This is a genomic window from Pseudomonas putida (genome assembly GCA_041879295.1).
Lineage (GTDB): Bacteria > Pseudomonadota > Gammaproteobacteria > Pseudomonadales > Pseudomonadaceae > Aquipseudomonas > Aquipseudomonas putida_Y.
This window is the reverse complement of the sequence record CP047152.1, coordinates 2186199-2206500: the sequence shown is the minus strand read 5'-3', so window position 1 is coordinate 2206500 and position 20302 is coordinate 2186199. Positions and strand designations below refer to the sequence as shown.

Genomic DNA, 20302 nt, shown 5'->3' with positions numbered 1-20302 from the left:
GCTTACGACGAGGGCAGGATGACTTTCATGCCCGCGTCTGCCGCTGGTCCACCAAAGGTTTCGGCATAGCGCAAGGTGGCATTGGCGTGCTCGCGCATGATCGCTTCGGCGCGGGCACCCTGGCGGTTGACCAGGGCGTCGAACACGGCGTGGTGCTGCATGTGGGCGAAGTTGAAGCGCCGGTATTCGCGAGCCAGATCATGGCGGTCCACCGCCAGTGCGGTGACCGAGGCGAATGGCAGGTGGTCGTTGCGCGCCAGGGCAACGGCAATGGCCGGGTTGTGGCTGGCGTCGATGATCACCTGATGAAAGCGCATGTTCAGGTCGTGATAGACCTGCAAGTCGTCTTCGCTCACAAAGCCCTTGTCGAACAGCTGATCGCCGTCGACCAGGCACTGTTGCAACGCAGCGCGTGCTTGCACCGACAAGCCACGTTCTGCAGCCTGACGCGCCGCCAACCCCTCCAGCACACCGCGCACCTCGACCGCACCCGCGATGTCATCGGCGCTGACCGAGCGCACCTGAAACCCCCGGCCACCAAAGCGCACCAGCAGGCCTTCCTGTTCGAGGGTGCGAAATGCCATGCGCACCGGCATGCGTGAAACGCCGAACAGTTCAGCGGTTGGGACTTCCATCAAGCGCTCGCCGGCCGCCAGCTCGCCCGAAGCGATCATCTTGCGCAACGCAACCAGCACCATCTGACCGGGTTTGCTCATCCAGGCGACTTCCAAAGACGTGAACGGGCATCTTAGCGCAAGCCGAGGGGTTGCTGCAGGCCTGTTGTAGGAGCGGGTTTACCCGCGAAGCAGGCAACGCGGGGCATGGCACCGGCTTTGCCGGTGTTCGCGGGTGAACCCGCTCCTACGGGGGGAGGCGCGCGCCAAGAAACCAACCTGTCTCAAGACATGCGCCGTAAATGTAGGAGCGGGTTTACCCGCGAAGCAGGCGACGCGGAACATGGCACCGGCTTTGCCGGTGTTCGCGGGTGAACCCGCTCCTACGGGGGGAGGCGCGCGCCAAGAAACCAACCTGTCTCAAGACACGCGCCGTAAATGTAGGAGCGGGTTTACCCGCGAAGCAGGCAACGCGGAACATGGCACCGGCTGCGCCGGTGTTCGCGGGTGAACCCGCCCCTACAAGGTCAGCGGATAGCTGACGATCAGGCGTGTCTGGTCGAGATCACTGTTGAAGCTGCGCCGGTTGGTCGCGTTGTTCAGCCGGATGTTGAGGTTCTTCAAAGCCCCGCTCTGGAAGGTGTAGTTCACCTCGGCATCGCGCTCCCACTCCTTGCCATTGCTGCCCGCCGCCGTGGTGGCGTTCTCGCCATGCCCGTACCGCACCATGGCCAGCAGCCCTGGCACACCGAGCGCGGCGAAGTTGTAGTCATAACGCACTTGCCACGAACGCTCGTCAGCATTGCTGAAGTTGCCGTTGAACATGTCGTTGCCCAGGGTTCGCCCACTGCTGCCGTAAACCGACATCCACTGACTGTCGCCACTGACCTTCTGCAACCCCAGGTACAGCGTGTGGCCAATGTGCGAAGCTGACAGCAAAGCGTAACCGGTGCGGCTCTGGATGTCGCCGATGCGCGCCTGTCCGTCATCCCGGTCGATGAAGTAGCCAAGGTTGGCCCCCAACGTCCACTCCCCTACCCGCTGACTGTGCAGCAGGTTGAAGTAGCTTTGCTGGTAGATGTCCTCCAACTGCGAGTGCCAGGCGCCGATCAGTGTTCGCTGCTGGTTGAAGCTGTACTCGGCGCCGGCGTAGTTGAAGCCGTCCGAGGTGACCCCGGGCGCGGCCCAGGCAGATAGGTCCTGCATGTCCGAAGAGTGGCGCAGGCTCACCTCGCGGTACTGGCCGGCCTGCAGGCTCAGGCCTTCGATTTCTCGCGAGTCGAGCATCGCGCCACGGAAGGTCTGCGGTAGCAGGCGACCATCGTCGTAGCGCAGCAGTGGAATATCCGGCAACAACTCCCCCACTTTCAGCTCGGTCGCGGAAATACGCAACTTCGCCGCCAGCCCTGCCCGACCGTAGTCGTCGGCCGCACGCCCGTCATCGTGCACCGGCAGCAGTTCTGAGCCGCTGGTACCGCGGCCGCTGTCCAGTTTCACGCCGAACAGGGCGATACCGTCCAGGCCAAACCCGATCAGCCCTGGGGTGTAGCCCGAGCTGAACTTGAAGATAAAACCCTGGGCCCACTCTTCAACCTTGCCCTTGGCGGCCCCCGGGTCGCGGAAATCACGATTGAAATAGTAGTTGCGTAGTGTCAGCCCGCCCTTGGCTCCTTCAAAGAAGCCCCCTTCATCGGCCCAGGCCGGCAAACCGAGACCAAACGCCAGCGAAACTGCCAAGGCCGAACGGGCCAGCGTGCAAGTTGTATCCATCATTATTATTGTTCTCCGCTTTCAATAGGCGCAGCAGGCCGCCCCAGGCCAGCTTGACCCGGAGCAGGAAGTTGCATTCAGATACCCGGCCAGGCCGGGTTGCACTCAGTGACTCAGTGCATCAGCAGGCAGGGTGGACGCCGGCTTGTTCATCGGGCGCAGCAACAGCAGGCAACCCGCGGCAAGCACGAACACGATGGCGAACACGCCATACAGATGCAGGGGTTGCCAGCCGCCATCGAGCAGCACGCCAGCCACGGTCGGCGACAGGATCGCGCCCATGCGACCGATGCCGATACCCCAGCCCACGCCGGTGGCGCGTACCGAGGCGTCGTAGACCACCGGCGACAAGGCATACAGCCCAGCCACGCAGCCGTTGGAAAACAGCCCGATCAGCAGCCCCAACGCCAGCGCCGCAGTGACCGAGGCACCATTGGCCACAAACAGCACCAGCAGCGCAGCGGTAATGAGCATGAACAACGCCAGCACGCGAGTCAGTGGCCAGCGCGAAGCCAGGCCGCCGATCAGCGCCGCGCCAAGGATGCCGCCCACGCTCAACAGCACGCCGCCGGTGATGCCTTGCTGGGCCGACAAGCCGGCGGCCACCAACAGTTTTGGCGTCCAGCTCATGACGAAGTAGAAGCCGAACATGACCAGGAAGAACAGCAACCAGATCACCAACGTGGTGCGGCGCATGGCCGGCGCCAGCAGTTGCCTGAAACCGCTGCTGGCACCCTCTGCCCTTGCGGCAACGGCCGGCAGTTGCGCCAATGCCGGTTGACCGAGGCGCACGGCCAGACGGTTGACCCGGGCCAGAGCATTGGCCGGCTGGCGCGCCAGCAGAAAGTCCAGCGACTCTGGCAGCCACAGCAGTACCAGCGGGATCACCAGTACGGTGACGATGCCGCCAAACAGAAATACCGAACGCCAGCCCCAATGCCCCAGCAGCCATACCGCCAGCAAACCGCCCAGGGTCGCGCCCAGCGCATAGCCAGTGGACTGCAGGCTCACCGCCAAGCCGCGCCAGCGTTTGCTGGCATATTCGCTGGCAATCACATTGCTGCTGGCCAGGATGCCACCGATGCCCAGCCCGGTCAGGCCACGCAGCAGCGCCAGTTGCAACGGGCTCTGACTCAGTGCCGAGAGCAGCATGCCGATACCGGACAGCGCCAGACACAGCAGGATCAGCGGGCGTCGGCCAAAGCGGTCAGCCCACGGCGCGATGAACAATGACCCGGCCGCCATACCGAACAAGCCGGCACTTAGCAGAAGCCCTACCTGCGCCCCGTTCAGGTTCCACTCGGCAGACACAGAGGCGGCGGTAAAGGCCATGACCAGCACGTCGAAGCCATCGATCATGTTGAGGATGATGCAAATACCAATGGCCAGGCACTGAAAGCGGCCCATCGGGTCGTTGTCCAGACGTTGCTTGAGATCGGTATTCATGGGGTCACCTGTCGGCCAGGCTTGGCCACAGGCGAGAGGAAAGATGCGCACGCGCAGGCGGAACCCTGACGGTTCAGTGCCGTTGGATAGCCATTCATGACTGGACCCTTTTTGTAATTGTTATCGCATACGGCAGGAGGGCTCCGGCCGTTGTCAGGCGCTAATCAACCAGATAATGGATCCATAGACAACATGACGAAAGCACTGAATCTCAATTTTTCCGCGGCCAATTTCAGTAAATAGCTGTGAGCACAATAATTTTTTCCATTTAAATCAACGATTTAATCTATAGCAACATTAGAAACTTGATGTTCGGTTATCGCACAAAATCCAATTATGGATCCACAAAGTCATCGCAAACCAGACTTGTGCCACCCTCATCAATGCGCAATGAACAAATCTTCATGTTCCCCCTCAGCGCCCTGATCATGGGGCACACAGCCGATGCCAGCCAGCGGGCAGCCGGGGCTCGTCTTGAGGGGGCAGTACGGGTTGCGTAGCATCCGCGGCCCGATCGCGCGCGTACTGCTACCCCTCAGGATCGATTCACTGATGCCGCAACCTATCCCTCTAAAGGACCACGAAAAGGAAAGACACCTGGTCAACCGTCGGCTTCTGGCCTGCGCCGCCATGGTGTTCAGCCTGTGTGCCGTCCTGGTTGGCCGGCTCTATGTGCTGCAGGTGCTGCAGCACGACCAACAAACGGCCGTGTCGGAAAACAACCGCGTGCACGTGTTGCCCATCGCCCCCGAACGCGGGTTGATCTACGACCGCAACGGCGTGGTACTGGCCGACAACAAGCCCAGCTTCGACCTGACCATGACCCGCGAGCGGGCCGGCGGCGATTCGGCCAAAGTGCTCGACACCCTGACGCAGGTGCTGGGCCTGACCGAAGACGACCGTAAGCAGTTCGACAAGGACCTGCGCCGCGGCCGCAAACCGTTCGAGCCCGTGACCCTTATGGTGGGCTTGAGCGAGGAACAGATCGCCCTGGTCGCCGTGAACCAGTTCCGCCTGCCAGGCCTGGATGTAGAGCCGCAATTCATCCGCGAGTACCCACTGGCCGAGCATTTCGCTCATTCAGTGGGCTATGTGGGGCGCATCAACGAGAAAGAAGCCAAGACGCTCGACAGCACGGAGTACCGCGGCACCCAATCGATTGGCAAGACCGGCATCGAGCGCTTCTACGAAAGCCAACTGCATGGCCACGTGGGCTACGAAGAGGTCGAGACCAACGCTCAAGGGCGGGTGATGCGCGTGCTCAACCACAAGGACCCAACCCCAGGGCAGGACATAGTTTTAACCCTGGACGCCCATTTGCAGGTAGCCGCAGAAAAAGCGCTGGGTGACCGCCGTGGCTCGGTGGTGGTGCTGGACCCGGCCAATGGTGACGTACTGGCGATGGTCAGCAACCCCAGCTTCGACCCCAACCTGTTCGTCAAGGGCATCAGCTTCAAGCAGTATGCTGCGCTGCGCGACTCCATCGACCGCCCACTGTTCAACCGCGTCCTGCGCGGCCTGTATGCGCCCGGCTCGACCGTGAAGCCTGAAGTGGCCATCGCTGGTCTCGACAGCGGGGTGATCACCCCTGGCAGCCGGGTATTCGACCCGGGCTATTACGAGCTGCCCAACTATCACCACAAGTACCGCAACTGGAACCGCAGCGGCGACGGCTGGGTGGACATGTACACCGCCATCATGCGTTCCAACGACACCTACTTCTACGACCTGGCGCACAAGCTGGGCATCGACCGCCTGCACGACTACATGGCCGAGTTCGGCCTGGGCCAGAAGGTGTCGCTGGACATGTTCGAGGAGGCCTCCGGGCTGATGCCCTCGCCCGAGTGGAAGCGCGCTACGCGACGCCAGGCCTGGTTCCCGGGCGAGACACTGATCCTGGGCATTGGCCAAGGCTATATGCAGGTCACCCCCCTGCAGCTGGCCCAGGCTACCAGCCTGTTGGCAAGCAAGGGCGTATGGCACCGCCCGCACCTGGCCATGACCGTGGGCGGCGACACGCCGATCGACCCCCACCCCATGCCCGACATCGTTCTGCACGACAAGCATGCCTGGGACCAGGTCAACCAGGGCATGCAGATGGTCATGCACGACCCGCGCGGTATTGCCCGCGCCGCGGCCGCCGGTGCCCAGTACCGAATTGCCGGCAAAAGCGGTACCGCGCAGGTGGTGGCGATCAAGCAGGGTGAGCGTTACAACCGCAACAAGACCCTGGAGCGCCACCGCGACAACGCCCTGTTTGTCGGCTTTGCTCCGGCCGAGCATCCCAGCGTGGTAGTGGCGGTGATGATCGAGAACGGCGAGGCTGGGGGCCGAGTCGCAGGGCCGGTGGTGCGGGAGGTGATGGACGCCTATCTGCTGGATGAGCAAGGGCACCTGAAGCCGGAGTATGCGGGTGGCGCACCCACTCGGGGTGTGCCACACACCTGATTTTGCGGGGCCGCAGTAGAGACGGCCTTGGTCGCGAACGAGTCAGGATGCCGTGCGCGGCATCAGCTCATACGGGTGCTTCCACCCCGGCAGCGCCTGGATGCGGGCTTTCCAGGCCTCGATGTGGGTGAACTCTGCCAGCGGGATACCGGTGTCTTCTGGCATGAACATATACCCCGCCAACGACAGGTCGGCAATGGTCAACCGGCCACCGACCATGAATGGCGTCTTCGCCAGGTGCGCGTCGACAATACGGTAAGCCGCCTTGGCACGCTCGCGCAGGAACCTCGTGACATCGGTTTCACCGGTGTTCTTCAGGCAGAACAGAAAGCGCAGCATAGCGTAGTAGCTGGTGAACTTATGGTTGTCGAACAGCATCCAGCGCCAGATCTCGCGTTTTTCGTCTTCATCGCGGGGCCCGAACTGGCCGGTCAGTTCGGCAAGGTATTCCAGGATCAGCGCAGATTGGGTGAAGCGCTTGCCAGAGTGTTCCATCACCGGCACCTCGCCTTGCTCGTTCACCTCATCGCGCCAGGCTTGCTCACGGGTCTGGCCATGGAAAAAGTCGACGAACACCGGCTGCCAGTTCTGGCCGGTGAGTTCAAGCATGAGCGCAACCTTGTAGGCGTTGCCGGATTCGGCGAAGCAATGCAGCTTGTAGTCGGACATGGGCGAACCTTCAGTTTCCTTTGAATGATCGGCAGGGCCCTGTGCGGGCTTGCCCGTGAAGTGCCATCCACCCAAGCAAATCACGCGCATCCCGACGCGGTCAATCCATGACGCACTCCGCCGGCACCTTGAAAACCGTGAGTTCAGCCGCCTCGTCAGCGGCAGGTGCACTTTCCCTCTCGACACGCTCCACCCAAGAGCAGGGAACTACCTGAACGCCCCGGCCGTCTTAGACACTGAGTGGTTTATTTCCCTGTGCTTCACGCTACTGGAGAACACGACATGCGCCACCTACTGCTCGCCCCTGCGCTGCTGCTCCTGATGCCTGCCGGCGCTGCCCTGGCCCGCGTCGATGCGGGCGACGTCGCCACCTCGGCCGGTATTTCCGCTTCGCTGTATTCGACCTTCAAGGATGACAAACGGATCATCCCGGCCCGTGACGAACTTTCAGCGTTCGTCGCCAGCGGCGGTGCCATCCGCGGCGCCTATGTGGAGTCGGCGCTTGAACAGGCCCGCAAGGACCATCCAGGGCTGCAGGCCAATGATGAGGAGCTGGCCCGGGCCATCCTGTCGCAGGATGACCCTCTGGCTGACCATTGAGTAAACCTGTACCGGCCCTTTCGCGGCGGTTCGACGCGAAAGGGCCGGTACAGTGCCGCTTCACCCCCAGCCATCCATGCGCATGGTCGCCCTGACCAGGCGCTGCTCTTCCTGCTCGATCTCCTGCAAACTGTCGCGTATGCCGTAGATATGCTCACGCGCCGCCCGCTGCGCCTGCTCGGGCATTTGCTCCATCACCGCGCGATACAACCGCGCATGCTGCCGATCAATCTGGCGTTTCTGCGCTGGCCGGCAGTACAAATTGTTGACCGAAGCAAACACAGTGCTCAACGTCAGGTCACTGAGCGATTGCAGGGTATGCACCAGCACCGGGTTATGCGACGCCTCACTGATTGCCCGGTGAAAGGCATGGTCACGACGGGCATGCTCACGGGCATCGAGCGCCGGCGCAGCCTCGTGCGCAGCCAGCATTTCTTCATAGCGCCGGCGGATCAGCAGGCGGTCGACGTCGGTAGCGCGCAACGCAGCCAACCGCGCCGACTCAGCCTCCAGCAACGCCCGGACCTCCAGCAGGTCGAACAGCGTACGCGGTTGCGAACTGAACAGGTGCATCAAAGGCGTAGCACCCGCCTGCCCGGTGAGATCGGCGACAAACGAACCCCGCCCCTGTTCGGTGTCGATGATGCCGCGCCCGCGCAAAACGCGCAGTCCCTCCCGTAACGCCGAACGTGAACAGCCAAGCTTCTCCACCAGCCGCCGCTCCGATGGCAGCGCCTGCCCCACCTTGAGCACGCCCTCGACGATAAGCCGCTCGACCCGTTCGGCCACCTGGTCGGCGACCTTGACCTTGCCTTCAGTACCCACTGCACACACTCCTGCTGGTAGGACCACTTTGACTTATAGCGCCAATCTAGCCGGACAGAGCCGTGAGTAAACAGCACTGGCAGAAGAAACTGGTAGGACCAGTCAAAATCTCACTCGACCCCGGCCGCTAGCACGCGCACGCTGCATCGGTGACCGCTTTGCCAACAACAATAAAAACCGTTGCCGAGTGAGCCGATGAATATCCTGTACGACGAACGCGTCGATGGCGCGCTGCCCAACGTGGACCGGGCCGCCCTGTTGCAAGCGCTGCGCGATGCCCTGCCGGATCTTGAAATCCTGCACCGCGATGAAGACCTCAAACCGTACGAATGCGACGGCCTGTCGGCCTACCGCACAGTGCCACTGCTGGTGGTGCTCCCCGAGCGCCTGGAGCAGGTGCAGACGCTGCTGAAGCTCTGCCACCAGCGCGGCGTCCCGGTGGTTGCGCGTGGTGCCGGTACCGGCCTGTCGGGTGGTGCCCTGCCACTGGCCAAGGGCATCCTGCTGGTGATGGCGCGCTTCAACCGTATCCTCGAGGTAAACCCTCAGGGGCGTTACGCCCGCGTGCAGCCGGGCGTACGCAACCTGGCCATTTCCCAGGCCGTCGCCCCCCATGGCATGTACTACGCACCAGACCCTTCCTCGCAAATTGCCTGCTCGATCGGGGGCAACGTCGCCGAAAACGCCGGTGGCGTGCACTGCCTCAAGTACGGCCTGACCGTACACAATGTGCTCAAGGTGGAGATTCTCACAGTCGAGGGCGAACGCCTGAGCCTGGGCAGCGATGCCTTGGACAGCCCCGGCTTCGACCTGCTGGCATTGTTCACCGGCTCCGAAGGCATGCTCGGTATCGTCACCGAAGTCACCGTCAAGCTGCTGCCCAAGCCCCAGGTGGCGCGGGTGATACTGGCCAGTTTCGACAGCGTCGAGGACGCCGGCCGGGCAGTCGCCGACATCATCGCTGCCGGCATCATTCCCGGTGGCCTGGAGATGATGGACAACCTGGCGATCCGCGCCGCTGAAGACTTCATCCATGCCGGTTACCCGGTGGACGCGGCGGCGATCCTGCTGTGCGAACTGGATGGCGTGGAAGCCGATGTACACGACGACTGCCAGCGCGTCGCCGCCGTGCTGACGCAAGCCGGGGCCCGCGAGGTGCGCCAGGCCTGCGACGAAGCCGAGCGTGTTCGCTTCTGGGCCGGACGCAAGAACGCCTTTCCGGCCGTGGGGCGCATCTCGCCGGACTACTACTGCATGGACGGCACCATTCCGCGCCGCGAGTTACCACGGGTGCTCAAGGGCATCAGCGACCTGTCCGCGAAGTATGGACTGCGGGTGGCCAACGTGTTCCATGCCGGCGACGGCAACATGCACCCTTTGATCCTCTTCGATGCCAACCTGCCCGGCGAGCTGGAGCGTGCCGAAGCGATCGGCGGCAAGATTCTGGAGCTGTGTGTGAAGGTGGGCGGCAGCATCACCGGTGAACACGGTGTGGGGCGCGAGAAGATCAACCAGATGTGCGCGCAGTTCAACAGCGACGAAATCACCCTGTTCCACGCGGTGAAGGCCGCCTTCGACCCTCAGGGCCTGCTCAACCCCGGCAAGAACATTCCCACCCTGCACCGCTGCGCCGAATTCGGCGCCCTGCATGTGCACCATGGGCAACTGCCCTTCCCCGAGCTGGAGCGCTTCTGATGAGCATGGACCGCGACATGAGCCAGACGCTGTTGGAGCAGGTCAACCAGGCGCTGAACGAAGGTACGCCGCTGCGTATCCAGGGCAGCAACAGCAAAGCGATGCTCGGCAACCCGGTGGCCGGCGAAGTACTCGACACCCGCAACCATCGCGGCATTGTCAGCTACGACCCTACCGAGCTGGTACTCACGGCTCGCGCCGGTACCCCCCTGCGCGACATCGAGGCAGCCCTGCACGAGGCTGGCCAGATGCTGCCCTGCGAGCCGCCCCACCTGGGCCCCGAGGCCACCTTGGGCGGCATGGTCGCGGTCGGGTTGTCTGGCCCGCGACGGCCGTGGGCCGGGTCGGTGCGCGACTTTGTACTGGGTACACGGGTGATCACCGGCCACGGCAAGCTGCTGCGCTTTGGTGGCGAGGTGATGAAGAACGTCGCCGGCTACGATGTGTCACGCCTGATGGCGGGCAGCTTCGGATGCCTGGGGCTGCTGACCGAAGTTTCGTTGAAAGTGCTGCCACGGCCACGCCTGTGCCTGAGCCTGCGCCTGCCGATGGGCCGCAATGAAGCGCTGGCCGAGCTGGCCGAATGGGGCCAGCAACCGCTGCCGATCAGCGCCGCCTGCCATGACGGCGAAACGCTGTACCTGCGCCTGGAAGGCGGCGAAGGGTCGGTGCAGTCGGCACGCCAGCGGCTGGGGGGCGAAACACTCGATAACCGCTTCTGGAGCGACCTGCGCGAGCAGCGCCTGGCGTTCTTTACCGACGCCGCCCCCCTGTGGCGCCTGTCCGTACCCACCATCACCGGCGAGCTGAAACTGCCCGGCCAGCAACTGATCGACTGGGGTGGTGCCCAGCGCTGGCTCAAGACCCGCGCACCAGCGCAGGCCATTCGCGACCAGGTGGCCAAGGTGGGTGGCCACGCCACCTGCTACGCCCCCGGTGCAACCAGCAGCCCGCCACTGCCGGTTGCACTGATGCGCTACCACCGCGCCCTCAAGCAGCAACTCGATCCCCAGGGGGTGTTCAACCCTGGCCGCCTGTACCCGGACCTGTGAGGCCAGACCATGCAAACCAACCTTAGCGAACCATCGCGCCGCCTGGCCCGCGCCGACGAAGCAGAACGCATCCTGCGCACTTGTGTACATTGCGGTTTCTGCACAGCCACCTGCCCCACTTACCAGTTGCTGGGCGACGAGCTGGACGGCCCGCGCGGGCGCATCTACCTGATCAAGCAGATGCTCGAAGGCGAGCCGGTCACCGCCAGCACCCAACTGCACCTGGACCGCTGCCTGACCTGCCGCAATTGCGAAACCACCTGCCCATCCGGGGTGAAGTACCACGATCTGCTGGACATCGGCCGCGCGGTGGTCGAGCAGCAAGTGCCACGCCCGCTCAGCCAGCGCCTGTTGCGCCTGGGCCTGCGTGCGGTGGTGCCGCGCCCGGCACTGTTCAAGGCCCTGACCCGCAGCGGCCAGGCGCTGCGCCCGCTGCTACCGGCCTCAGTCAAACGCAAGTTGCCGGCGCAGGTCACCCCACCCGGCCAGCGTCCGGCAGTGCGCCACGCGCGCCGGGTACTGATGCTGGAAGGCTGCGTGCAGCCGGCCCTGTCACCCAATACCAATGCCGCTGCTGCGCGGCTGCTCGACCGCCTGGGCATCAGCGTGCAACCGATCCGGCAAGCCGGATGCTGTGGCGCGGTGGACTATCACCTGAATGCTCAGGCGCAAGGTCTGCAGCGGGCACGGCGCAATATCGACGCCTGGTGGCCCGCCATCGAAGCGGGTGCCGAGGCTATCGTGCAGACCGCCAGCGGCTGCGGTGCGTTTGTCCGCGACTATGGGCACCTGCTGGAAAAAGACCCCCATTACGCTGTCAAGGCCGCCCGGGTCAGCGCCCTTTCCCGCGATCTGGTGGAAATCTTGCGCGATGAGCCGATCGAACAATTGGCCCTGTGCGCCGAACAGCGCCTGGCCTTCCACTGCCCATGCACCCTGCAGCACGCCCTGAAGCTGGGCGGTGCGATAGAAGCGTTGCTGACGCGGCTCGGCTTTACCCTGACCTCAGTGCCCGATGGCCACCTGTGCTGCGGCTCGGCGGGGACCTATTCGCTGACCCAGCCTGAACTGTCACTGCAACTTCGCGACAATCGTCTGAATGCGCTGGAAAGCGGTAAGCCGCACCTCATTGCCACAGCCAACATAGGCTGCCAGGCCCACCTCGACGGGGCTGGACGCACGCCCGTGCGCCACTGGATCGAAATTGTCGAAGCAGCCTTGAACCCGGAGCCCGCCCATGCTTAGCAAATCCGTTATCGGCCAGGCCGAAATCGCCCGCGTACTGAGCGCCGCCCGCCAGGAAGCCCAGGCCCGGCAATGGAGCGTGACCATCGCCGTGGTCGACGACGGCGGCCACCCACTGGCCCTGGAACGTATGGACGGCTGCGCACCGGCCAGTGCCTACATCGCGCTGGAAAAGGCCCGCACCGCCGCACTGGGGCGCAAAGAGACGCGGGATTATGAAGAGATGGTCAATGGCGGCCGTACGGCATTCGTGACCGCGCCCCTGCTGACCAGCCTGGAAGGTGGCGTACCGCTGCGGGTGAAAGGCCAGGTGGTGGGCGCCATCGGTGTATCAGGCGTCAAATCCGAACAGGATGCCCAAGTGGCCAAGGCTGGGGCTACCGCCTTGTAGATCCTGCGATTCGCCCCCGCCTCAGCACCTTAAAGGCATTTCCTACACGAGCCTCAGAAGCGCCTTACTTGATGTCCCTACCCAGAGAAAACATGATCGGCGCTGGAGGACGCAAGGTCGCGATCCAGAGGAGGCTCCGCATGCACCCGTACGCCCGCCCCATCGCCGAACTGCGCAGCAGTCTGCGCGAAATGTTGGCCCATGACATGACCAACCCCGACGACGACCCGCATTTGTCGGGCGTCATGTTCTTCTGCGCCACCGATGAACATTCACGGCAATTGATCGAACGTATCGAGTTGCTGGCCAGCGAGGTGTTCTTCGACGCGAACGGGCGGGCCATTTCAGAGCATATGAAGGCTTCGACGGTAGAAGGCGTGCGCATCAAGCGCAACCGCAACGCGCCGGAAGATGAAACCGTGATACGCATTTCCCTGGCAGAAAAAGGCTATATCACTGTCAGTACCGCCCGGTTCTGAGCGGTTGACGTGGCATCATCGCAGCCTGTGACAAGCACCTGAGTCGCAGCCAATCCGCTATCCTGAGCAATCCTCCGCTCCGGACCCGCCCATGGAACTGCACATTCGCCTGGAGGGCCGCAAAGGCCTGGCCGATCAGCTTTACCAGCAACTGCGCGACGGTATCGACAGCGGCCACCTGGCCGCCGGCTCCCAACTGCCGCCCACCCGTCTGCTGGCTGAACAACTGGGCGTATCGCGCAAGACAGTGGCCGAGGCCTATTCGCGGCTGACCTACGATAACCTGCTCAACGGCGTGGTCGGCCGTGGCACATTCGTCACCCCACGCCATCCGCTGCGCAGCAACGAATCAGCCACCATCCCCCTGGCCGGCGCCGCATCCCTCGAGCGCTGGCAGCAGCGCGCCACCGTGCTCAGCCAACGCCAGTTGCAGGCGCCATCGCGCTATGACTTCGTCGGTGGTGCTTCGAGCAAGGCACAGTTCCCGTTCGACCAATGGCGCAGTTGCCTGAACTACGCCCTGCGCCGTAGCCAGCGCCACGCCGAGCGACAATTCCCGGCCCAGGGCTTGCCGGAACTGCGCGAAGCCATTGCCCACCACATCGCCTACTCACGCGGGGTGCACTGCAGCGCAGCCGACCTGCTGGTATGCAACGGCGCCCAGCAAGCGCTGGACCTGATCGCCCGGGTGCTGGTCGAACCGGGCTGCCAGGTGGCCATGGAAGATCCTGGCTACCCGCCGGCACGGCAATTGTTCCTGGCCCTGGGTGCACGCCTGCAATCGGTGCCAGTGGATGATGAGGGCCTGTGCGTGGAACAGATCGCCGAAGGCACCCGGCTGATCTACGTAACACCCTCACACCAGTTCCCACTGGGCATGCCGATGAGCGAGCCACGCCGGCATGCCCTGCTGGCGCGGGCCGCCGAGCTGGGTGCACTGATCATCGAAGACGACTACGACTGTGAATTCCGCTACCACGGGCCAGCCTCGGACGCGCTGCAGCGCCTGGACCGGCATGGGCTGGTCGCCTATGTCGGGACCTTCTCCAAGACCTTGCTGCCCGAGCTGCGCCTGGGTTATGCCGTATTGCCGCCTGCCGTACTGCAGGCCGCTTGCGTGGCCAAGCACCTCAGCGATTGGCACAGCCCTACCCTGCTGCAGTGGGCGCTCGCGCGCTTCCTTGGCGAAGGCCACCTGAACAAGCACATCCGCCGCTGCCACGAGGTCTACAGCGCACGCCGCGAGCGCATCCTGGCGCGCCTGGGCGGCGATCTGGCACCGTGGTTCCGCACCATCCCGGCCAGCGCCGGCTTCCACCTCAGTGCCTTGGCTACACCTGGGGTGGATGTGGAGCTGCTGGCCAATCTCGCGCGCAAGGTAGAAGTCGGCCTGTATTCACTGGCGCCATTCTTCAGCGAGGCGCCGGTACGGCCGGGGCTGTTGATGGGCTTCGGCGCCATCGAACTGCTGGATATCGACCCGGCGCTGGACCGGGTGCGCGATACCCTGCAACGCCTCAGTTGATTGCTGCGGCCTTGCCTGTTGCAGTCGGGCGGGCAATGGCTGCCGTATAGCCGCGCGGGTTGAAGCACGCGGTCACCAGCAGCATTGCCAGCACGGTCACGGTCAACAGCGTCCAAGAAGCCTGGAAGTCGCCACTGACATCCCGCAACCAACCGGTGATATACGGCACGATGCCGGTGATGATAAAGCCGATGCCCTGTACGAACGCCGCCAGGCTGCCGGCCTCGGCAGGCGTTTTCAGGTGTTCCAGGGTCAACGTCAGGCACTGGCTGAAACAGGCACCCAAGCCAAAGCCGATCATGGCTACCCAAAACCCGGAAGCCGCCGTAGGTATCAGCAGAAGCCCCAGGAAGCCCGCCAGCTGGATCGTCAACGCCAACCACAGCCCTGGACGCCTGTCTGTCCAACGTCGCAGCAGCAGCGGCAAGCCGAGCGCACCGAGCACCTGGAAGACGGTCATCAAGCCCACCAGGTCGGCGCCGCCCTGGGCGCTGCCGCCGTGTTCGATGTGGTAAGCCGGCAACCAGGCCACCATGCTGGTATAGCCGCCATTGATCAGGCCGAAGTACAAGGCCAGCAACCACGCCCGGCGGGTGCCGAACCAGTGCCCGCCTGCGACCCCAGACAGCTTTGGCGCCTCCTGCCTTGGCCGCAGCACGGCCCAGGCCAGCACCGCCAGCACGGCCGGGACAGCCCAAACGCCCAGGCCCGCCTGCCAGTAACCGAAATGGCCGCTGATGTGTGGACCGAGTACTGCAGCCAAGCCGCCGCCGCTCATCAACGCCGCCGAGTACAGCCCCATTGCCCCGGCCAGACGCCCGGGGAACCAGCGGTTGACCAGCCCCGGCATCATGCCCTGCACCACCGCCACGCCCAGGCCGGCGACCAGCGCACTGGCGATCAGCGCCCAGGCACTGTCCAGTTGCAGGCGCCACAGGCAGGCCAAGGCAATCGCGGCCAGGCCTGCAAGCATGCCACCATGCTCGCTGACCCAGCGTCGCAGCCACGGTTGCAACAGGGGCACCAGGCCCATGCACAGCACCGGTAGCGCCGTCAGCAGGGCGGCCTGCTGGTAACCCAGGCCGGTGCTGGCGCGCATGGGTTCGAGTAACGGGCCGATACTGGTCAGGATCGGCCGCAGGTTCAACGCCAGCAGGATCACCAGCAACAGGTTCAATGCAGCTCTCATTGTGAATCGGTTCTCTTGAAGCAGGAACTGGCCATTATCCCGGCTCGGCTGGCTTGGCAGAAATGAAGAGATTGGATGCAGGTCAGTGGCCACCTGAATGGGCGATTGGCCTCCCGCTTATGCGCAAAATTGGCTATCGGGGTGACCAATGAGCGGCGCTACAGTAGCGCCATACCCACCCCGCACTTTGGAGACTGCCATGCACAACCGTATCGAATGGGCCAGACACGCGCCGCAAGCCTACAAAGCCATGGTCGGCCTGGAGCAGGCCCTGGCCAACAGCGGCCTTGAAAACTCGCTGCTGGAGCTGATACGCCTGCGCGCGTCGCAGATCAACGGCTGCGCCTACTGCGTCAACCTGCACGCCAACGATGCACGCAAGGCCGGTGAGACCGAAGCACGCTTGCAGACCCTGTGCGTGTGGCAGGAAACCAGCTACTTCACGCCGCGTGAACGTGCTGCGCTGGCCTGGGTCGAGAGCCTGACCCGCTTGCCAGAGCAGGGCGCGCCGCAGGCGCAATATGAAGCCCTGCGGGAACACTTCGAGCCAGCCGAGGTGGCCAACCTGACTTTGGCAATTGCCACCATCAATGCCTGGAACCGGTTCGGCGTCGGCTTTGCCATGGTGCCGGCCTGATCCTTTCGGGTGGCCTGTGCAGGCCTGTTCGCGGGCAAGCCCGCTCCCACAGGTACAGCGCAGCCGTCAAGGTCACTCGTTACCTGTAGGAGCGGGTTTACCCGCGAACACCGGCAGAGCCGGTGCCATCCACCGCGTTGGTTTCTTCGCGGGCAAGCCCGCTCCTACAGGGACAGCGCAGGTTTCAAGGTCACTCGGCACCTGTAGGAGCGGGTTTACCCGCGAACACCGGCAGAGCCGGTGCCATCCACCGCGTTGGTTGCTTCGCGGGCAAGCCCGCTCCTACAGGGACAGCGCAGGTTTCAAGGTCACCCGGCACCTGTAGGAGCGGGTTTACCCGCGAACACCGGCAGAGCCGGTGCCATCCACCACGTTGGTTGCTTCGCGGGCAAGCCCGCTCCTACAGGGACAGCGCAGGTTTCAAGGTCACCCGGCACCTGTAGGAGCGGGTTTACCCGCGAAAGGGCCGGCACAGACGACACATCAACGGCCGGCCAGCCGCGCCCGGTAGCTCCCAGGGCTCTGCCCGGTCCACTTCTTGAACGCCCGGTGGAAGGCACTCGGTTCCTGAAACCCCGCCTGCTCGGCAATTTCGGCAATGCTCAACGTGCCTTCGCGCAGCCGCTCGAAGGCCATGGCCCGGCGCACTTCATCCTTGATCTGCTGGTACGAACGCCCTTCCCGCTCCAGCTGCCGGCGAAAGGTACTGGCACTGATCCCCTGCTGCTGCGCCAGCGCGGCCAATGTCGGCCACTGCCCATAGCGCAATGCCCGCAGGTGCCGATACACCTCAGCCACCAGCCCATTCTGATTGCGAAAGCGGATCACCAGGCCCTGCGGCGCGCTGCGCAGGAAGGTCTTCAAAGCCGCCCGGTCCTGCACCACCGGCAGGCGCAGGTAAGCACTGTCGAACTCCACCTCGGTGCGTCCGCTGCCCAGGCGCAGGTCCGGCCCCCACAGCAGCAAGTCGTCCTCCTGGGCCGGGCGCGACACTGCGAGCTCCGTGCGGTCGATGGCAATCCGCCGCCCGGCCAGCCAGCACAGCATGCCGATCATCAGCACCAGGTAGGTTTCCTCGGCATAGACCCGGGTCAAGGGGTCGGCAATGTTCGACTGCACACTGATCAGCGCCCGCCCGCCACGTACCGTCAGGCTGCCATGCAGGTCACGCAGGAACAGGCCGAAGCCCCCCATGCACTGGCGCAAGGCCTTTTCCAGGTTCGGCTCGAGGATCAAACCCCGACAAATCAGGGCGAAACTGCCCAGCGGCATGCCATGGCTGTCGAGGCCAAAGAACTCATCGTCAAGGCGCTGGATCAACGCCAGCCACAGCTGGGCGAACGCCTTGGCCGGCACCCGTGCCTGAGGCTGATCGAGCAGCTGCGGGGCGATGCCCACCGCAAGCAGCTGGGCATCACGCTCGGCGGGGGTGTCGCGCAAAGCGTGGAGCATGGCGTTGAGAAAGTACACGGCGACTGAATCGCTTTCGCGCATGGCGGTTTTCGCTGTCTATGCTGAGTGGCAAAAAGTGCCAGGTTCTTTGAACAGATCCGGCATAGGCTGCAACAGAGCCTTTGCCTAGACTCGAACCCACTTCGGGGCCGCCGACCATTCTCGCAGAGCCTGGCCCGGTCCCGCCACGCCTTCGCAATCGGAGCCCTTATGAGCAGCGCAGAAATCTACGTCGTCAGTGCCGTCCGTTCAGCCATTGGTGGCTTCGGCGGTTCCCTCAAGGACCTGCCACTGGCCGACCTGGCCAGCGCCGTGACCCGCGCCGCCATCGAGCGTTCGGGCCTGGCCGCCGAGCAAGTCGGCCACCTGGTGATGGGCACGGTAATCCCCACCGAACCGCGTGACGCCTATCTGGCACGGGTAGCGGCAATGAACGCCGGCATCCCCAAGGAAACGCCGGCATTCAACGTCAACCGCCTGTGCGGCTCTGGCCTGCAGGCCATTGTCTCTGCGGCCCAGGGCCTGTTGCTGGGCGACACCGACGTGGCCGTCGCGGCCGGCGCCGAATCCATGAGCCGTGGCCCTTACCTGCTGCCACAAGCGCGCTGGGGTGCACGCATGGGTGATCTGCAAGGCATCGACTATACCGTCGGCGTGCTGCAGGACCCGTTCCAGCACTTCCACATGGGCATTACCGCCGAGAACGTTTCGGCCAAACACGGTATTACCCGCGAAATGCAGGACGAATTGGCCCTGACCAGCCAGCGCCGCGCTGCTCGGGCCATTGCCGAGGGCCGCTTCGCCAGCCAGATCGTTGCGTTGGAGCTGAAAACCCGCAAGGGCAGCGTGCAGTTCAGTGTCGACGAGCATGTGCGTGCTGATGTAACCGCCGAGCAACTGGCCGGTATGAAGCCGGTATTCAAGAAAGACGGTACCGTCACCGCCGGCAACGCCAGCGGTATCAACGATGGCGCCGCCGGCCTGGTGTTGGCCACAGGTGACGCGGTACGCCGCCTGGGCCTGAAGCCACTGGCACGCCTGGTGGGCTATGCCCACGCCGGGGTGGAACCTGAGCTGATGGGCCTGGGGCCGATCCCCGCCACCCGCAAAGTGCTGGAAAAAACCGGCCTGAACCTACAAGACCTGGATGTGATCGAGTCCAACGAGGCCTTCGCCGCCCAGGCCTGTGCCGTTGCCCGCGAGCTGGGCTTCGACCCGGAAAAGGTCAACCCCAACGGCTCGGGCATTTCCCTGGGCCACCCGGTGGGTGCCACCGGTGCGATCATCGCCACCAAGGCCATCCATGAGCTGCAGCGCATCCAGGGCCGCTACGCCCTGGCCACGATGTGTATCGGCGGTGGCCAAGGTATCGCCGTCGTGTTCGAGCGCGTCTGAGGGAGGCTGACACATGAGCATTGAACAGATCGCCGTGATCGGCGCTGGCACCATGGGCAACGGCATTGCCCAAGTGTGCGCAATTGCCGGCTACCAGGTGCTGCTGGTGGATGTTTCCGATGCAGCGCTTGAGCGCGGCGTGGCCACCTTGAGCAAGAACCTTGAGCGCCAGGTCAGCAAAGGCACCCTCGACGCCGACAAAGCCGCAGCCGCCAAAGCCCGCATCCGCACCAGCACCGACTACACCCAGCTCAGCACTGCCCACCTGGTGATCGAGGCGGCTACCGAGAACCTGCAGCTCAAGCAACGCATCCTGCAGCAGGTGGCAGCCAACGTCGCCGCCGACTGCCTGATCGCCACCAACACCTCGTCGCTGTCAGTGACTCAACTGGCCGCGAGCATCGAGCACCCCGAACGCTTCATTGGTGTGCACTTCTTCAACCCGGTACCGATGATGGCGCTGGTGGAGATCATTCGTGGCCTGCAGACCAGCGACCACACCTACGCCCAAGCGCTGGTGGTGACCGAAAAAGTCGGCAAGACCCCGATCACCGCCGGCAATCGCCCGGGCTTCGTGGTCAACCGCATCCTGGTGCCGATGATCAACGAGGCAATCTTCGTACGCCAGGAAGGTCTGGCCAGTGCAGAGGACATCGACACCGGCATGCGCCTGGGCTGCAACCAGCCGATCGGCCCGCTGGCCCTGGCCGACCTGATTGGGCTGGACACCCTGCTGGCGATCATGGAGGCCTTCCATGACGGCTTCAACGACAGCAAGTACCGCCCTGCTCCACTGCTCAAGGAAATGGTCGCGGCCGGCTGGCTGGGGCGCAAGAGCGGTCGCGGTTTCTTCACCTACTGAGGACCAAG

Annotated in this window: 18 protein-coding genes; 11 read left to right on the top strand and 7 right to left on the bottom strand. The window is 64.0% G+C overall.

Annotated features, from left to right (window positions below):
• Nucleotides 1-2: 2 nt before the first annotated feature.
• The 3 genes from GST84_10000 to GST84_09990 form a co-directional block, all read right to left on the bottom strand.
• The gene (locus tag GST84_10000; protein ID XGB12684.1) at nt 3-716 is read right to left on the bottom strand and encodes an FCD domain-containing protein; all 714 of its coding nucleotides are present in this window, start codon (nt 714-716) and stop codon (nt 3-5) included.
• A 417-nt stretch (nt 717-1133) separates the two neighbouring features.
• A complete protein-coding gene (locus GST84_09995) occupies nt 1134-2387 on the bottom strand; it encodes an outer membrane porin, OprD family (protein XGB12683.1) in 1254 nt (417 codons plus the stop codon).
• Nucleotides 2388-2489: 102 nt separating this feature from the next.
• Nucleotides 2490-3830 (bottom strand): MFS transporter, encoded by a 1341-nt coding sequence (locus GST84_09990; GenBank protein ID XGB12682.1) that lies wholly within the window; start codon nt 3828-3830, stop codon nt 2490-2492.
• 552 nt (nt 3831-4382) lie between these two features.
• Between GST84_09990 and mrdA the strand changes: the two genes are divergently transcribed.
• Nucleotides 4383-6278, top strand: coding sequence for a penicillin-binding protein 2 (mrdA, locus tag GST84_09985; GenBank protein XGB12681.1), 1896 nt, complete (start codon nt 4383-4385; stop codon nt 6276-6278).
• A gap of 42 nt (nt 6279-6320) precedes the next feature.
• Here mrdA and GST84_09980 read toward each other — a convergent pair whose 3' ends face one another.
• Complete coding sequence (locus GST84_09980; GenBank protein ID XGB12680.1) at nt 6321-6947, bottom strand: glutathione S-transferase; 627 nt, start codon at nt 6945-6947, stop codon at nt 6321-6323.
• A 282-nt stretch (nt 6948-7229) separates the two neighbouring features.
• Here GST84_09980 and GST84_09975 point away from each other — a divergent pair, with 282 nt between their 5' ends.
• Nucleotides 7230-7547 (top strand): DUF2388 domain-containing protein, encoded by a 318-nt coding sequence (locus GST84_09975; protein ID XGB12679.1) that lies wholly within the window; start codon nt 7230-7232, stop codon nt 7545-7547.
• Between the two features lie 60 nt (nt 7548-7607).
• Here the strand turns inward: GST84_09975 and glcC are convergent, their stop codons facing one another.
• Nucleotides 7608-8372 carry a transcriptional regulator GlcC gene (gene glcC / locus GST84_09970; protein XGB12678.1) on the bottom strand — a complete coding sequence of 255 codons (765 nt, stop codon included), beginning with the start codon at nt 8370-8372 and terminating at the stop codon, nt 7608-7610.
• Between the two features lie 195 nt (nt 8373-8567).
• Between glcC and glcD the strand changes: the two genes are divergently transcribed.
• From glcD to GST84_09940, 6 genes are all read left to right on the top strand, one after another.
• On the top strand, nt 8568-10067 hold the full coding sequence (glcD, locus tag GST84_09965; protein XGB12677.1) for a glycolate oxidase subunit GlcD: 1500 nt from the start codon (nt 8568-8570) through the stop codon (nt 10065-10067).
• On the top strand, nt 10067-11119 hold the full coding sequence (glcE, locus tag GST84_09960) for a glycolate oxidase subunit GlcE (protein ID XGB12676.1): 1053 nt from the start codon (nt 10067-10069) through the stop codon (nt 11117-11119). The genes glcD and glcE overlap by 1 nt, the downstream gene beginning before the upstream one ends.
• Nucleotides 11120-11128: 9 nt before the next feature.
• Nucleotides 11129-12364, top strand: a complete 1236-nt coding sequence (glcF, locus tag GST84_09955; protein ID XGB12675.1) for a glycolate oxidase subunit GlcF — start codon at nt 11129-11131, stop codon at nt 12362-12364.
• Nucleotides 12357-12755, top strand: coding sequence for a hypothetical protein (locus tag GST84_09950; GenBank protein ID XGB12674.1), 399 nt, complete (start codon nt 12357-12359; stop codon nt 12753-12755). Before glcF ends, GST84_09950 begins: the two co-directional genes overlap by 8 nt.
• Nucleotides 12756-12895: 140 nt before the next feature.
• Nucleotides 12896-13234, top strand: coding sequence for a hypothetical protein (locus GST84_09945; protein XGB12673.1), 339 nt, complete (start codon nt 12896-12898; stop codon nt 13232-13234).
• 91 nt (nt 13235-13325) lie between these two features.
• On the top strand, nt 13326-14759 hold the full coding sequence (locus tag GST84_09940; GenBank protein ID XGB12672.1) for an aminotransferase class I/II-fold pyridoxal phosphate-dependent enzyme: 1434 nt from the start codon (nt 13326-13328) through the stop codon (nt 14757-14759).
• Here the strand turns inward: GST84_09940 and GST84_09935 are convergent.
• Nucleotides 14752-15948, bottom strand: coding sequence for an MFS transporter (locus tag GST84_09935; protein XGB12671.1), 1197 nt, complete (start codon nt 15946-15948; stop codon nt 14752-14754). The two genes, GST84_09940 and GST84_09935, sit on opposite strands and share 8 nt — an antisense overlap.
• 199 nt (nt 15949-16147) lie before the next feature.
• Between GST84_09935 and GST84_09930 the strand changes: the two genes are divergently transcribed.
• Nucleotides 16148-16585 carry a carboxymuconolactone decarboxylase family protein gene (locus tag GST84_09930; GenBank protein XGB12670.1) on the top strand — a complete coding sequence of 146 codons (438 nt, stop codon included), beginning with the start codon at nt 16148-16150 and terminating at the stop codon, nt 16583-16585.
• A 483-nt stretch (nt 16586-17068) separates the two neighbouring features.
• Here the strand turns inward: GST84_09930 and GST84_09925 are convergent, their stop codons facing one another.
• Nucleotides 17069-18079, bottom strand: a complete 1011-nt coding sequence (locus GST84_09925; protein XGB12669.1) for a helix-turn-helix domain-containing protein — start codon at nt 18077-18079, stop codon at nt 17069-17071.
• Between the two features lie 168 nt (nt 18080-18247).
• Here GST84_09925 and GST84_09920 point away from each other — a divergent pair, with 168 nt between their 5' ends.
• Nucleotides 18248-19432: an acetyl-CoA C-acyltransferase gene (locus GST84_09920; protein ID XGB12668.1), complete on the top strand. Its 1185-nt coding sequence runs from the start codon at nt 18248-18250 to the stop codon at nt 19430-19432.
• Nucleotides 19433-19445: 13 nt separating this feature from the next.
• On the top strand, nt 19446-20294 hold the full coding sequence (locus GST84_09915) for a 3-hydroxybutyryl-CoA dehydrogenase (GenBank protein ID XGB12667.1): 849 nt from the start codon (nt 19446-19448) through the stop codon (nt 20292-20294).
• Nucleotides 20295-20302: the final 8 nt, after the last annotated feature.